11 protein-coding genes are annotated in these 14,675 nt (G+C 68.8%); 7 read left to right on the forward strand and 4 right to left on the reverse strand.

Annotated features, from left to right (window positions below; genetic code table 11):
* The first annotated feature begins 90 nt into the window (after window positions 1–90).
* Window positions 91–2,514, forward strand: a complete 2,424-nt coding sequence (locus tag ACIBTM_RS32125; protein WP_395880900.1) for a glucan 1,4-alpha-glucosidase — start codon at window positions 91–93, stop codon at window positions 2,512–2,514.
* An 89-nt stretch (window positions 2,515–2,603) separates the two neighbouring features.
* Here the strand turns inward: ACIBTM_RS32125 and ACIBTM_RS32130 are convergent, their stop codons facing one another.
* On the reverse strand, window positions 2,604–3,833 hold the full coding sequence (locus ACIBTM_RS32130; protein ID WP_395880901.1) for a phosphatidylserine/phosphatidylglycerophosphate/cardiolipin synthase family protein: 1,230 nt from the start codon (window positions 3,831–3,833) through the stop codon (window positions 2,604–2,606).
* A 226-nt stretch (window positions 3,834–4,059) separates the two neighbouring features.
* On the opposite strand from ACIBTM_RS32130, the gene ACIBTM_RS32135 reads away from it, so the two are divergent.
* Complete coding sequence (locus tag ACIBTM_RS32135) at window positions 4,060–5,658, forward strand: helix-turn-helix domain-containing protein (RefSeq protein WP_395880902.1); 1,599 nt, start codon at window positions 4,060–4,062, stop codon at window positions 5,656–5,658.
* Between the two features lie 9 nt (window positions 5,659–5,667).
* On the opposite strand, the gene ACIBTM_RS32140 is transcribed toward ACIBTM_RS32135, so the two are convergent.
* Window positions 5,668–6,303: a DUF1345 domain-containing protein gene (locus ACIBTM_RS32140; protein ID WP_395880903.1), complete on the reverse strand. Its 636-nt coding sequence runs from the start codon at window positions 6,301–6,303 to the stop codon at window positions 5,668–5,670.
* 209 nt (window positions 6,304–6,512) lie between these two features.
* On the opposite strand from ACIBTM_RS32140, the gene ACIBTM_RS32145 reads away from it, so the two are divergent.
* Window positions 6,513–7,736, forward strand: coding sequence for a hypothetical protein (locus ACIBTM_RS32145; protein WP_395880904.1), 1,224 nt, complete (start codon window positions 6,513–6,515; stop codon window positions 7,734–7,736).
* A complete protein-coding gene (locus ACIBTM_RS32150) occupies window positions 7,733–8,155 on the forward strand; it encodes a hypothetical protein (protein WP_395880905.1) in 423 nt (140 codons plus the stop codon). Before ACIBTM_RS32145 ends, ACIBTM_RS32150 begins: the two co-directional genes overlap by 4 nt.
* Window positions 8,156–8,164: 9 nt before the next feature.
* Here the strand turns inward: ACIBTM_RS32150 and ACIBTM_RS32155 are convergent, their stop codons facing one another.
* The gene (locus tag ACIBTM_RS32155; protein ID WP_395880906.1) at window positions 8,165–8,539 is read right to left on the reverse strand and encodes a winged helix-turn-helix transcriptional regulator; all 375 of its coding nucleotides are present in this window, start codon (window positions 8,537–8,539) and stop codon (window positions 8,165–8,167) included.
* A gap of 98 nt (window positions 8,540–8,637) precedes the next feature.
* On the opposite strand from ACIBTM_RS32155, the gene ACIBTM_RS32160 reads away from it, so the two are divergent.
* From ACIBTM_RS32160 to ACIBTM_RS32170, 3 genes are all read left to right on the forward strand, one after another.
* Window positions 8,638–9,471, forward strand: a complete 834-nt coding sequence (locus tag ACIBTM_RS32160; RefSeq protein ID WP_395880907.1) for an alpha/beta fold hydrolase — start codon at window positions 8,638–8,640, stop codon at window positions 9,469–9,471.
* A gap of 136 nt (window positions 9,472–9,607) precedes the next feature.
* A complete protein-coding gene (locus ACIBTM_RS32165; RefSeq protein WP_395880908.1) occupies window positions 9,608–9,946 on the forward strand; it encodes a type VII secretion target in 339 nt (112 codons plus the stop codon).
* Window positions 9,943–11,358 carry a WXG100 family type VII secretion target gene (locus ACIBTM_RS32170; RefSeq protein ID WP_395880909.1) on the forward strand — a complete coding sequence of 472 codons (1,416 nt, stop codon included), beginning with the start codon at window positions 9,943–9,945 and terminating at the stop codon, window positions 11,356–11,358. The genes ACIBTM_RS32165 and ACIBTM_RS32170 overlap by 4 nt, the downstream gene beginning before the upstream one ends.
* 111 nt (window positions 11,359–11,469) lie before the next feature.
* Here the strand turns inward: ACIBTM_RS32170 and ACIBTM_RS32175 are convergent, their stop codons facing one another.
* Window positions 11,470–14,418, reverse strand: a complete 2,949-nt coding sequence (locus ACIBTM_RS32175; RefSeq protein WP_395880910.1) for a BTAD domain-containing putative transcriptional regulator — start codon at window positions 14,416–14,418, stop codon at window positions 11,470–11,472.
* Between the last annotated feature and the right edge of the window lie 257 nt (window positions 14,419–14,675).

Here is a 14,675-nt window from a genome sequence, read left to right on the forward strand (position 1 = left end):
CCGAACGGCCCTGACGGGCTCGACGGCCAGGTAATAAGTTGCCGCTAACAACAAATCCTGCCGTCGATGAAGCCTGTGGGAAGGACCCTCATGAAGTCACCGAAGCGGCGTCGCGCGATAGTCGCGCTGTTGACCGCGACAGCGCTCCTGGCCGCCACGCCGGTGAGCGCCGCGCCACTGGCGGACGCACCGGGGGCGCCGGGTACCGGGGCGGCCTGGACGACCGGGGGCAAGGAAGGTTTCGGTACCGCCGCCGGTGCCGCGTCGAAGGTGTGGTTCACCCTCGGCCAGGGCATCAGTCACGAGATCTACTACCCGACCGTGGACACCGCGAACGTCCAGGACCTGCAGTACGTGGTGTCCGACGGCGCCGGTTTCACGCAGCTGGAACGCGATCACACCACCAAACAGCTGGTGCTCGCCGATCCGCGTTCGCTGAGCTACCGGCAGATCAACACCGCCACCAACGGCCGGTATCGGATCACCAAGACCCACACCGCCGACCCGGCCCGGTCCACGGTGCTGATCCAGACCAGGTTCGAGGTACTCAGCGGCGGTCCGCTGCAGTTGTACGCGCTGTACAACCCGTCCCTGAACAACAGCGGTATGGGAGACACGGGCGCCACCTCCGGCGGGCAGCTGGTCGCTTCGGACGGACCGGTGTCCAGCGCCTTGGCCGCCTCCACCGGTTTCGCGAAGGCGACCAGCGGCTACAGCGGGACCGCGAGCGACGGTTACGTCGACCTGAGCGCCGACCACGTACTCGGCGCGCAGTACGACTCGGCCTCGACGCCGGGGAACCTGGTGCAGCTGGGGCAGATCCCGGTGGGAACGGACACGACCTTCACGCTCGCGGTCGGTTTCGGAAGTGATCGCGGCGCCGCGTCGGCGAACGCGTCGGCCTCGCTCGCGGGTGGTTTCGCGGCGGCGGACAGCGCGTATCGCTCCGGCTGGAGCGGCTATCTCTCCTCGCTGGCCGCGGTGCCCCGGTCGATTTCGGGCGCCGGCTTGACCACGCAGTACAACGTCGCGCTGATGACCCTCAAGGCCCACGAGGACAAGACCTATCCGGGGGCGAACGTCGCCTCGCTCACCAATCCGTGGGGTGAGGCGAAGGACGCGAACGGCACAGGGGACTGCGGCTATCACGCTGTCTGGTCCCGCGACCTCTACCAGGTCTCGACCGCGCAGATCGCGGCGGGAGACTCGGCGGCGGCCAACCGATCGGTCGATTATCTGTTCACCGTGCAGCAGCGCCCGGACGGTTCCTTCCCGCAGAACACCCGGCTCGACGGCACCAACTGCTGGACCAGCCTGCAGATGGACGAGGTCGCCTTCCCGATCGTGCTCGCGTGGCAGCTGAGCCGGTTCGACGCGGGGATGTGGGCGAAGGTGAAGAAGTCCGCGGACTTCCTCGTCGCACGCGGTCCTTCCACGCCGCAGGAACGCTGGGAGGAGAACGGTGGCTACTCGCCGTCCACCATCGCCGCGGAGATCGCCGGACTGATCTGCGCCGCCGACATCGCCGAACGCAACGGGGACACCACGAGCGCCGCCCGCTATCGCCAGACCGCCGACCAGTGGCAGGCGCAGGTGAGCGCGTGGACGTTCACCACGTCCGGTCCGCTCGGCGACGGCCGGTACTTCCACCGCATCGACGGCAACGGCAATCCCGACGACGGCCAGAACATCTTCCTGCAGAACGGCGGCGGGAACCATGACGAACGTGCCATCATCGACGCGGGCTTCCTGGATCTCGTCCGTCTCGGCGTGAAGCCCGCGGCCGATCCGGACGTCGCCGCCTCACTGTCCGAAGTGGACTCCACGCTGAAGGTCGACACCCCGAACGGCCCGATGTGGTACCGGTACAACCACGACGGCTACGGCGAGACGGCGTCCGGAGGTCCCTACACCGGTGCCGGTGTCGGACGGCTGTGGCCGCTGCTCACCGGTGAACGCGGCGAGTACGAACTGGCCAACGGCCGCTCGGCGACGACGCATCTGTCCACTATGGCCGCCTCGGCGAATGCCGGTTTCCTGATCCCGGAACAGGTCTGGGACCGGCCGAGCGCCGGAGGCTTCACCTTCGGCGAAGGCACCGGCGCGGCGACACCGCTGGCGTGGTCGATGGCGCAGTTCGTCCGGCTGGCGCACTCGATCGACGCCGGTACCCCGGTCGAGACGCCGTCGGTGGTCAAGCAGCGGTACAGCGCGGCGTGCTCCGGCGTTTCGGCCGAGTTCACGGTGAACGCCACGACTTCGTGGGGGCAGAACATCTTCGTCGTCGGAGACCGCGCCGAACTCGGTGCGTGGAACCCCGCGAACGCCGTCCCGCTGTCGTCCGCCAACTATCCTTTGTGGACAGGTAAGGTCGGTCTGCCGAAGGGTGCTGCCTTCCAGTACAAGTACATCCGCAAGGAAGGCGGCACCGTCACCTGGGAATCGGGTGCCAATCGTGTCGGTACCGCCTCGGGTGGCTGCACACTGGCACTGAACGACACTTGGCGGCCCTGACCTCCCAAGTACATGAAGGCCCCCTTCCTTGCGTCTAGCGCAAGGAAGGGGGCCTTCATGTACTCACAGGCGAAGCATTAGGCCGGTCGTCACCCTTCGGTGGGGTCGGGATCGTTGTGCGGCACCATCTTCACGCAGTCACCTGGCGACTTGATCTCCTGGTCGGTGGCATCCGCCACCTGCTCGAAGTTCTTCACGAAGCTCTCGTAGATCGCGTTGTCGTTCAAGACCCGGATGACGTTCTCGTCGTTCTCGTGCAAGGACGGGTTATTGAAGTTCTGGCTTCCGGTGAAGACGACCTTGGTGCCCGGCCTCAGGTAATCGCCCTCGATCATCATGTTCTTCTCGTGGATACCGGCCTCGTTCCCGGCTTTGAACCCGCGGAGCCGCACTCGATCCGGCTTCCCCTTCATCAGCGCCTCGCACGAGCCCTCAGTCATCCGCAAAGCGACGATGTCCACCGAGCAACCCCGGGCGGCCAGGATCCGCAGCCGTTCGATGATCTTCATCCGGGTGAGTGACCAGACCCCGATGCGGATCTTGCTCTTCTCCGCCGAGCAGCCGACCTCCTTCAAGGTGTTCTCGACGGTGTCGTTGCCCGCGTCCTTGAGCCTCGGGTAGAAGTAGCTCTTGGTGCCGCCGGTGACGACGGGCGGGTTGGCTTCGTAGTAGTCGGGATTCGCCGTGGCCCCGTCCGCGACCTCGCGCAAGTCGACGAAGTAGTCGTTGTACCTGGCGAACAGGCCGGCATTGCCGACGTCGGTGTAGTAGCTGTTCCAGCCGCCTTTGCCGCCCGTCGTGTTCTCGCTGAAGTTGGCCGAGCCGGTCGCGACCACCGCGGAGGCGCCCATCGTCTGGTCGAACAGGAAGAACTTGTTGTGCATCGCGTTGCCGCCGTTGCACCCGCGGCCGTTCTTACAGTGCTTCGCCCACGAGTTCTTGTCGCCGGTCTTCTCAAGCCGGTTCTTCATCTCCCGGTAGTTCGGATGGTCCGTCGTCCTTCCGTCGACCAGGACCTGGACGTGCACTCCGCGCTCCGCGGCGTCCGCGAGCGCGTCCGTGATCGGCGCGTCCCGCAGCAGGAACTGCGCCGTCCTGATCGTCGAGTTCCCGGGCGCGCCGCGGATCAGCTTTTCGAGATGTTCGACGATCTGGCCGCCGCCCGGGGTGTTGAAGTCCGCCCGGGTGGTGAGCTTCGACGGCGCGGACGCGGCGGCGGCCGGGACACCGGTCGCCGCCGCCACCAGCAGCGCGCCCGCCAGTGCGCCGAGCCGCAGACGCGACTTCCCTCCGGACGCGGTCGTCCTGTGCGGTTCCATTCCGATTCCTCCCCATGGCCGGATCTGCTGCCGGGGTCCACGCTCTCGACCGCGGGACACCGTGGCAAGCGAAACCGCCCGGAATGGGAGGCTGGGATGAAACCTTCCCCCTGACCTGCGACGACGCCGGAGAGGGAGACGTGATCTCACGAATACGCGCGGCGAATGGCCCGCGATGAGACACTGAAAAGCGGTCAGGCACCTGGCGCGGAGGGGGCTCAGCGGGATGGGGAGTGAGGCGGCTGCCCGGCTGGCGGCACTTCTCACCGAGCACAAACAGCGGAGCGGGCTGAGTTACGAACAGCTCGGACGCAAGGTGCATTCGAGCCGGTCGACCGTGCACCGCTACTGCACGGGACGGAATGTCCCCGCGACGTTCGCGCCGATCGAGGCGATCGCGACGGCCTGCGGCGCGAGCCGGGAGGAGCTCGCGAAGCTGTACCGGTCGTGGGAACGCGCGGACCTGGGCGACGCCACGGTCCAGGACACCCCCGGCACGGACACCGTCGTCCCGGACGCCGACGTGGTCGTGCCCGAGCGGAGGCGGCCGCTGACCAAGATCGCGCTCGTCGCGGTCCTCGGGGTCGTCCTGCTCGCCGGAGGCGCCATGGCGAATCCGCCGGACCGGCGGGTGCCCGGCACGGCCCCCGCCGTCCAGGCGTCGATGTGGACGAACGCGCCACGCGCGATCGAGCCGGAATTCGTCGGGGTGACGGCGAACTCCAACACCGGGCAGATGCCGTCGTTCGGGGTCGGGTCCGTCCGGTTGTGGAACACCCGTACCCGGTGGCAGAACCTGGAGCCCGCCCGCGGCCGTTACGACTGGAAGACGCTCGAACGGCTCGTGACCGGCGCGCGCGGAGCCGGCCTTCCGGTGACCATGACCTTCGGCGGCACCCCGTCCTGGGCGAGCCCGAACAGCCCGAAGTCCGTTTACACCGACGACTCTCGCACCGGCCCGCCCGACGACCCGGCGGACTGGGAACGGTTCGTGCGCGCGGTCGCCGAGCAGTACCGGGGCCGGATCGACGCCTACGAGCTGTGGGACATGGCCAATCATCAGGACTTCTTTTCCGGTTCGATGGCCGAACTGGTGGAGATGACGCGGCTGGCGAGCCAGGTGATCAAGGCAGCGGACCCGGCCGCCACCGTGGTGTGCCCGTCCATGGGCGAGCTCTGGGATCCCTCGGCGTTCGAGAAGTTGCGGCAGTTCGCCCGGCTCGGGGGCTATGACCATTGCGCCGCCGCCGCGGTGAAACTGGCTCCCCGCAACGACTCCGACCCGCCGGAGACGATGCTGCCCTTGGCGCGGGAGATCGAGAAGGCACTGCACGAAGCAGGCGCCGGCGTCAGGTTGTGGAGCACCGGCTCGGCCTACGACGTGAACAGGCAACAGCCCGTGGACGCCGATCGGGGCGCGCAGCACGCGGCCCGGTTCTTCCTTTCCGGGCTGTACGCGCAATACCGCCGGATGTACTTCTACAACTGGGGCAGCGCCAAGATACCGATCGTGCTGCAACCCGTGGGCGGTCCGCATACGAAGGCGGCGCGACACGTGGAACGCCTGAACCAGTGGTTGAAGGGCAGCCGGATCCACTCCTGCGGGCAAGGGCGCGAAGCCGGGCTGCCCGACCATCTTTGGCAGTGCCGCTTCGACCAGGGCGGCAGGAATTTCCTGATCTGGTGGACCATCGACCGATCCGATCGGATCCCGTCGGCGCCGGGCACCACCTCGGTCGAACGGCTCGACGGGACCGGCACACCGGTCGAACCCGGTGCCGACGTCACCGTCACCGGCAGCCCGATCCTGCTCCGGATCGGCTGAGGCCGGACTTCAGCCGCTGTTCAAGGTGGACACGACCGCCGCCACGGTCACCGTGTTGAACACGAAGGCGATGATCGCGTGCGTCGTCACCGTCCTGCGCATCTCGCGGGAGACGACGTCCACGTCGGTCGTCCCGAACGTCGTCATCACGGACACCGCGAAGTAGATGTAGTCGGACCACTCGGCGGGTCCGTCGTCGGGGAACCGCAACGCCTTCCCCTCTTCGACCACGTTGTCCGCGTGGTAGGCGATCGCGAAGGACACGAGGACACAGATCCACGCGACGACGACCAGTGCCACCGCCACCCCCACCCGCATACCCGCCGGCAGGCTCTCGCCGCCCAACCCCGGCATCCACACGATCGCCACCGCGAGCGCGGCCGCGGCGATGAAGATCGACACCCCCGGCCCCGGCGCCGTCCCGAAGACGTAGCGCTGCACGAACGTGCCGCGGCTCTCCCGGTATGCCCAGTCCTGGATCTGTTCCGAGGTCGCTGCGCCGAAGGCGGCCACCGTCACGACGAGATAGCCGACGAGGTAGGCGAGAAGGACCAAGACGCCGCCGTCCACCGACGCGATCGACAGCACGTCGTCGCCGAACGCGATCGCCAACACGGCGACGAGCAGCGCGAACGCGAGGCTCAAGCCGCTCCGGCGCCGCTCGGACAACCAGATTCGAGCCGTTTGCCGAGACAGTGCCGTCTCCCTTCGCCCGCGTCGAGGGGCCAGTGTCGCACCAGAGCCCTGCCCGCGGCGCGTCGGTGGTACTCCATTCCAGTGATGTGACATTTCGTGGCAATGTGTCAAACTTCAGGGGTGTCGAAGGGGATATGTCCGGAGTACGAGGGGGACGAATGGGGCAGGGGTTCTCGGTCGAACCGGCCGCGGTGCGCGCGCTCGGCGACCTGGTCCTGCGGGCCGGCGCGGGTGCCGACAGCTATCGCCAGTGGTTCGACCGGCTGCTCGGCGCCGGGGCGGGGTTCGACACCGAACGCGGTGAGGGCTTCCTCGCCGCGGCCTGGCCGAAACTGGACCTATGGCAGCGCACGGCATTGAGCCAGTCGAGGTTCGCGGCCGATCTCGCCGCGAGCGGCGGGCACGAGCTGCGCTGCGTGGCGCACTGGTACGGCGTGGTGGACGCGCGGGCGGCGGAGTTGCTGGACCGGCTCAACCCGGAGCCGGACGCCGCGCGGGTCCCGGCGGACGAGGTACGTGACCCGGTGGGGGCCGCGTCGTTCCGCGACGCCGTCCCGGTGGGCTACGGCGGACCCGATCCGGAGGCGGTCACCGACCCGTCCTGGTGGCCGGTGAAGGCCGAGCAGGAGCGCCAGGAACTGCTCGACCTCGGCGGGTCGCTGGGCGACGTCGCCGAGGTGATCAAGATCCTCACCGGGTCCGACAAGGACTTCATCACCATGATCGCCGACCTGCTCGTCGGAGACTGGACCGTGCTGCAGGAACAGGCGGTGCTCTACAACGACGCCGCGACGGGTCTGGAGCACATCGCGGCGAACATCGACCAGGGCCGGTTCGGGATCCAGGAGGTGTGGGCGGGGGAGGCCGCCGATCGGGCGAAGAACTGGCTGGCCGCCTACCGGGCCTGTGTGTTGCAGCTCGCGCAGTACTTCCGCGGCGCGTGCCGCGCGATCCAGGCGCTGGCGAAGCTCGCCTACCATCTGATGCAGGAGATCCGGCACGGCTACAGCTCGACGATCGACATCGCGCTGATGATCCTCACCAAGGGCAGGAAACTCGGGCTGGAAAGAGGAGTCCGGGCGGCGGAGGTGATCAGCGAAGCGCTGGGCGAGATCGGGCGCGGTGGCAAGATCGTGAAGATCGCGAAGGACCCCAAGATGCGGGAAATCCTCCACCTGGTGCTGTCCTTCGACGAGGTTGTCGGTGCCATCCAGACGCTGATCAGCGCCGCGCTCGGGCTGGCGCATTCGTTCGCGGGGCAGAAGACCCTCGACGAACTCCTGCAAGCCACCATCGCGATGGGTGAACCGCCGCAGTGGCCGGAGGACTACGAGCACCGGGACGCCGAATGTCCCGCCAAGGGCAAGCGGGTGCTGTTGTGACGGGACACGATCCGTTCGATTCCGAGCAGGGGGAGCGGGCACGGCAGACGGTCATGCGGTTGCTGGCGGCGACCGGCGGCGCCGCCGGGGATTTCGCCGGAGAGGTGCTCGCCGGGCGACGGCGACCGCATGAGCTGCTGGCCCATGGTCCGCTCCTGGACGAGTTCGTCCGGGACGCGCGCGGCTGGTGGAAGCTCCTCGACGCCTTGCCCGCCGAGGAACGGCAACGCCTCGCCGCCGAAGCCTGGTCCTCCTTCGAACGACAGGTCGGCGAACTGGCCACTTTGGACGTCGACGACGAGGTCGCCGAGCTGGAAGAACTGGCCGCGCCGGCACAGGGCACGCCCGCCTCTTCCCGGCGAACCCGCGACGACGATGACGACGACTGGTCCGACCGTTCCTATCTGGAGCCGCTCTGAGCCGAGATGTCACCCGCCGGCGTCGCTGACCGCGTTCGCCTCGTCGACCTGTGACATGTGCTCTTCGGCCCAGTTCCGGAGCGCCGCCAGCGGAACGTCCAGCGACAGACCCAGGTCGGTCAGCCCGTAGTGCACCCGGGGCGGCACGGTGGGCTCCACCCGGCGTTCGACGAGTCCGTCACGGACCAGGCTGTGCAAGGTCACCGACAGCATTTTCTGGGACACGCCGGGGATCCGGCGCCGCAACTCGGCGAAACGCACCTCGTGCGGGGCCGCCTCCGCGAGGACCTTGACCGCCATGGACGTCCATTTCGTCCCGATGCGGTCCAGCAGGCGGCGGGTAGGGCACTCGGGGTCGAAGAGATCACCGCGCCGGGAGGTCACCTGGAGCTCACCACCTGTGTCGAAAGTGCCGTCTTGGCGGCATCGCCGAAGTTACCTACGGTTTTCTGGTAACCAATGGTAACCACAACGGAGGCGACGTGCCCTCATCGCGACGGATCACCGTCAACGGCATCCAGGTCAACGTGGCCGTCGCGGGCAGCGGGCCCGCGGTTCTGCTGTTGCACGGGTTCCCGCACACCTGGCGGCTCTGGAGCGGGATCATCGGCCCGCTGGCCGAACACCACCGGGTCATCGCCCCGGATCTGCGCGGGTTCGGCGACAGCACCCGTGCCGCCGAAGGCTACGACGCGAGCACGCTGGCCGCGGACGTCGAGAGCGTGCTCGACGCGCTCGGCGAACCGAATGCGGCCGTGGTCGCCATCGACGCGGGCACTCCGGTCGCCTTCCTGCTCGCCCTGCGGCGACCGGATCTGGTGCGGCGGCTCGTCCTGATGGAGTCACTGCTGGGTCCGCTGCCCGGCGCCGAGGACTTCCTCGCCGGTGGCCCGCCGTGGTGGTTCGGCTTCCACGCCGTTCCCGGGCTCGGCGAAACGGTCCTTGTCGGACACGAGGCGGAGTACGTCGACTGGTTTCTCACCTCGGGCACCCTCGGACGTGGTGTGGCGCCGGAAATCCGCGACGCCTTCGTCGAGGCCTACACCGGCCGGGAAGCCCTGCGCTGCGCCTTCTCCTACTACCGCGCCATGCCGGTCAGCGCGCGCCAGATCGGCGAGGCGGTCGCGGCCCGCCGTCTCACCGTGCCCACGATGGCGATCGGCGCCCATCCGGTGGGCCGCGCGCTGGAACGGCAATTGCGTCCCGTCACCGATGACCTCACCGCTCACCTGCTGCCGGACTGCGGCCATATCATCCCGTTGGACAAGCCAGGGGAACTGCTCCGCCTGCTGGCCCCGTTCCTCGCCGCCTGCTGACGGCGACCGTGTGTCCACAGTGGAGCGTGCCCTTTCGGGCAAGGAACGTTGTCTGTCCGCACAGAGCGCGTACACGGACGGTGAGTGGCTGGCATGGTGTCCGCGTTGACGCCCCGGCCCCTCGAAGGGATGGCAGATGAGTTTCCAGGTCGTACCGGCCGAAATCGGCAAGCACGCGGCCAACGTCGACGGGATCGCCGAGCGGCTGGACACGGTGCTGGCGGCGGCGAACACCGCTGCCATGTCGGACGAAGCCTATGGTCTGATCTGCGCGTTCGTCCCGCCGTTCATCAACCCGGCGGAGGAGAAGACGATCGACTCGATCAAGGCCGCGATCGACGGCGTCAAGGCGACCGCCGCCAATCTGCGCACGGCCGAACAGTCCTACACCGAGCAGGACGCCGCCGGTGTCGACATGTTCAAGCAGTACGAGGCCGCGATCCCGGCGACGCCGAAGGAGAAGACACAGCGATGACCAACCCGCTCGTCGCCACACCGAAGGATTCCACCACCGCGGTGTCCGGCGTTCCCCTGCTCGAGTCCGCGACCGAGCTCAAGGCGTCCATCGAAAGCGGCGACTGGGCGTCCGTCGCCCTCGGCGCGGTCGGCACCGCCATGGACGCGGTCTCCGCCGCCCTCGATCCGTTCGGCACCATCCTCGCCGCCGGGGTCGGCTGGCTGATGGAGCACGTCGGACCGCTGAAGGAGGCGCTCGACGCCCTCGCCGGAGCGCCGGACGAGATCACCGCGCACGCCGAGACCTGGCAGAACGTGGCCGGTGAACTCGGCTCGATCAGTGCCGACCTGGACGCGATGGTCGTGGCGGAAACCGCGAACTGGGCCGGTTCCGCGGGCGATGCCTATCGCACGCGGGGAGCGGACGTCGCGGCGCTGATCGGTGCCTGCCGGCAGGCCGCCGACGGCGCGTCGTCCGGCACCCGGATCGGCGGAGAGGTGGTCACCGCGGTCCGCACCCTGGTCCGCGACACCATCGCCGAACTGATCGGCAGGCTGATCAGCTGGGCACTGCAGGTACTGGCGACGCTCGGCCTCGGCATGACCTGGGTGCTGCCCCAGGTCACCGCGGCCATCGCGAAGACCGCCTCCAAGATCGCCACCGTCGTCACCAAACTGGTCAAGGCGATGAGCGCGCTCGCGCCGTTGATGAAGAAGGCGAAGAACATCTTCGCCGAGGCGGAGAAGGCGCTCCGCAAGATCGACGCGGGCAAGACCGGCCCGGCGGGGAAGCCCCGTGGCCCGAAACCGGGCGGCGGCGAGTACAGCGGTACGCGCGGCGGAGGCGGCAAGGGGAAGAATTCCAAGCCGCAACCCGAGCAGCCGCCCGGGCTTTCCCCGAACCTCGGGAAGTTCGACGAGCTGACCCAGGCGCAGAAGGACGCGGCGCTCAAGATGAAACAGTGGATCCGCGACCACAAGGACAGCGGCCAGTTCGGCGCCTGGCACAACGGTGTGGACGACAACAAGCTCAACTCGCTCGGCTTGGGGAACAGCCCCACCCCCGGTCCCGGCTCGACCTGGGGCGGCAGGATCTACGGGAACCATGGTCAGGCGGGCGGCAAACTCGGGAACGAGGGCCGGTTGCCGCACAACGGCAAGACGAGCGACGGCAAGAAGCCCGCCGATCAGCCGTTCGGCCCGGACGGGAAGCCGATGAAACCGTACGACGGCAAGTACTACGAATTCGACGTCCACCCGACGCCGCGGTACGACAACAAACCCATCAGGGACGCCGACCAGTACACCGACTTCAACGGGAAACCGTTGCCGGAGAACCAGCGGCCGAAGCCGGATCGCATCGTCAAGGACGACAACGGCAAGTTCTATTACGCGCCGGGCCACTACGACAAGTTCTACGAGATCCCTTGATCGTCAGCCGGGGAGGGTGGTTTCTCGGAGGATATCGTGTCGCGAAAGCCACTTTCGGGACATCAGGCGTCGCGAAAGTGGCTTTCGCGACATGCCCTGGGCATCGGCCACTTAGGACATCGATAGCTCGGCGAATTCCGTTTTGGTGCCCTCCGCGGCCGGAAGGCCCAGTTCGGCGTAGCGGGCGATCGCGCGTTCGTAGTGGTCGCGGACGGTTTCCGGGTCTGAGGCGGCCCGGGCGAGCCCTCGGTGGGCGCGTGCGATCTGCTCGTGGCAGCCGTACCGGGTCGCCACGGCCAGGGCTTCGGCGTGGTTCGCACCCGCCGTGTCCGGGTAGCCGCACGCCAAGCAGGCTTCGCCGAGTCCGTTGAGCGCCCACGATTCGCCGTCGCGCCCGCCGTGCCGCCGGAACAGGTCGAGCGCCTGACGGTGGTGGGCCGCCGCGTCGACCGGACGGCCGTCCAACGCTTCGGCCCGCCCGAGCCCGTCGATGGCCCATGCCTCGCTGCCCCGGTGGCCGAGCTTGCCGAACAAGGCCGCGGCTTCGGCGTGCAGGCGGCAGGAATCGGCCAGTCCGCCTTCGTTCGCGGCGAGCTCCCCGAGACCGATCTTCACCCAGGCCTCGCCGAACCGGTGGCCCGCCGCCCGATGCAGCGCCATCGCCTGCCGAAGGTGCTCGTATCCCTCTTCCCGGCGGTCGATCCGGGCTTCCACGGTGCCCAGCCGGGTGAGCTGATGAGCTTGCCCGGTCAGATCGCCGAGCCGGTGGAACAGGGCCAGCGCGCGGGTGTAGTAGTCGGCGGCCTGCCGGTAGTATCCGGCGCTCTCCTCGATCATCCCGACGTTTCCCAGCGCGCGTGCCTGGCCGAGCGGATTTTCGGCCTCACCGAACAAGGCGTACGCCGTCCACATGTCCGCGGCGGCGGACACGGCTCTGCCCGCTTGCATATGGAGGCCGCCGACGGCGACCAGCGCGCTCGCTTCGGCGGCTCGGTCACCGATGGCGCGGGCGGCCTTGATGGCGTGCCCGTGGACGGCCAGCGCCGCCGTCTCGTGATGCCCGTCGAGGTAGCGGAACAGCAGCGCGGACAGCGTGACGACGTGTTCGGGACGGCCGCCCGCGGCCAGCGCCTGGACGGTCGGCAGTTCGGCGTCCAGCCAGTCCCGCGCGCTGTCGGCGTCGTCGAGTGCGGGCATCGCGCTTTCCGGCGAGGCGACCGAAGGCCGGCGGTTCGCTTCGCCGGGGTAGAGACGATCCATCGCCGCCGCGACGGTGGCGAGGTAGTAGCCGTAGACCCGGTCGAGTGCGGCGGGCTCGTCGTGTTCGCTCTCGATCTCCGCGGCGTACGCCTTCAGCAGGTCGTGCATGCCGTAGCGGTCGGTGCCGATGGGGTGGACCAGGTGCGCGCGGACGAGGGCGTCCAGCCGGGCCCGGGCCTGGTCGAAGGAGCTTCCGGTCAGCGCGGCCAAGGCGTACGAGTCGAACACGGGCGCCGGATGCCTGCCGAGGAGGGCGAAGGCGCGGATGGTGTCTTCGCTGAGCTGCCGCAGCGACCACGAGAACACCGCTCGCACCGCGGCCCGCTGATCACCGCCGGAACTGAGCAGCTTCAAGGTCTGCTGGGCGGCACGCAGTTCGCCGACCAGCCGGGACAGCGGGGTGGCGGTCCGGGACACGGCGAGTTCGGCCGCCAGGCGCAAGGTGAGCGGCAGCCGCACACAGCGTTCGGCCAGTTCGGCGGCGGCTTCGGGTTCGGCGTCGACCCGGGTGCCGATCAGCCGCCGGAGCAGGTCGGCCGCGTCGGCCACGGACAGCGGGTCGACGTCGACCCGGTGTGCGCCGTGGAGCGCGACCAGACCCGCCAGCGAGTCGCGGCTGGTGACCACCACGGTGCAGGTGTGCGTACCGGGGAGCAAGGGCCGGATCTGTTCGAGCGTCGCCGCGTTGTCCAGCATGACGAGCATCCGCCTGCCTGCCACCTCGGTACGGAACCGGGCGGCGCGTTCCGCCTCCCCGGGCGGCATCCGCGTGCCTTCGGGCAGCAGCGCGGACAGGAGCGCGGCCAGCGCGTCGGAAGAACGCATCGGCTCGCCGGGGGCGTAGCCGCACAGATCCAGGTACAGCTGCCCGTCCGGAAAGCGGTCCCGGATCCGGTGTCCCCAGTGCACGGCGGTCGCGGTCTTGCCCGCCCCGGCCGTACCGGTGAGGCAGACGAGGACCGGTTCTTCCCCGGTACCGTCGGCGAGCCGGTCCAGTTCGGCCAGGACATCGGCCCGGCCGGTGAACGCCGCGACGTCGGCGGGCAGTTGGGCGGGCACGGGAACCGCCGCCGCGCCTGCCGTCGGCAGGTCATGGCGGAGGATGGCCTCGTGCACGGCGGCCAGTTCCGGTCCGGGGTCCGCGCCCAGTTCTTCTCGCAGTGCGCGAAGAATCCGTTCGTAGTGGGTGAGCGCGTCGGCGCCGCGGCCCACGGCGTACAGCGCCCGCATCAACGCCGCCGCGGCGGGTTCCTGCAGGGGATGCTCGTCGGTGAGTTCGGTCAGGCGGGTGAGTGTCGCGGCCGCGTCGCCGTCACGGATCTTGGCGTCGGCCCACGCGACGACCGCCGCCGTGTACTCCTGGCGCAGGGTCCGGCGGGTGCGTTCGGCCCAGTCGCCGCGCAGCCCGGCCAGCGGTTCGCCTTCCCAGAGTTCGAGTGCCGCGCTGAGCCCGGCGACGTCGGTCGGGTGCTCGCGGAGAAGACGCCGGAACCGGAAGACGTCGACCTGTTCGGGCCGGGCGACGAGGCGGTAACCGCCGGGGTCCCTGGCGACCTGGGCGCCATCGGGATCGGCCTGTTCCAGCGCTCGCCGGATCCTGGTGATGTGGGCCTGCAGCGAACGGCGCACCTGTTCGGGCGGCGACTCGCCCCAGACCCGGTCGATCAGCAGGTCGACACCGACGGTGCGGCCCGCTTCGAGTAGAAGTACGGCGAGTACGGCCTGTCTGCGCGGCTCGCCGATGGCGACGGCTTGCCCGCGCACCTGCAGCCGGACCGGCCCCAGCACCCGGAAATCCACTTCGTCCCCTCGCAATCCCCCCCGACCGGAAGAATGGTAGAGCCGGTATTTCGGTCGCCACAACACAATCACAACATTTTTCGGTGGAAGGACGATCAGAATTCCTTTTACCGCAAGGGAAAGGAACGGAAAGAGCCGGTATCCGGTTGGCGGGTAACCCGGCGAGGTACCCGGGGAACGAGCTGGAAACGGAATGATATTCAGGAAGCTCGCCGCGGCGAACATGCTCGACGTCGTGGCTCCCGACCGCCGGACCT

It is taken from the genome of Amycolatopsis sp. NPDC049868, from assembly GCF_044461365.1.
In the GTDB taxonomy this organism is placed as follows: Bacteria; Actinomycetota; Actinomycetes; order Mycobacteriales; family Pseudonocardiaceae; genus Amycolatopsis.

Coding starts and splice junctions, on each gene's coding strand:
- ACIBTM_RS32125 (WP_395880900.1), top strand. CDS start 91: ATGAAGTCACCGAAGCGGCGTCGCGCGATAGTCGCGCTGTTGACCGCG.
- ACIBTM_RS32130 (WP_395880901.1), bottom strand. CDS start 3,833: ATGGAACCGCACAGGACGACCGCGTCCGGAGGGAAGTCGCGTCTGCGG.
- ACIBTM_RS32135 (WP_395880902.1), top strand. CDS start 4,060: ATGGGGAGTGAGGCGGCTGCCCGGCTGGCGGCACTTCTCACCGAGCAC.
- ACIBTM_RS32145 (WP_395880904.1), top strand. CDS start 6,513: ATGGGGCAGGGGTTCTCGGTCGAACCGGCCGCGGTGCGCGCGCTCGGC.
- ACIBTM_RS32165 (WP_395880908.1), top strand. CDS start 9,608: ATGAGTTTCCAGGTCGTACCGGCCGAAATCGGCAAGCACGCGGCCAAC.
- ACIBTM_RS32170 (WP_395880909.1), top strand. CDS start 9,943: ATGACCAACCCGCTCGTCGCCACACCGAAGGATTCCACCACCGCGGTG.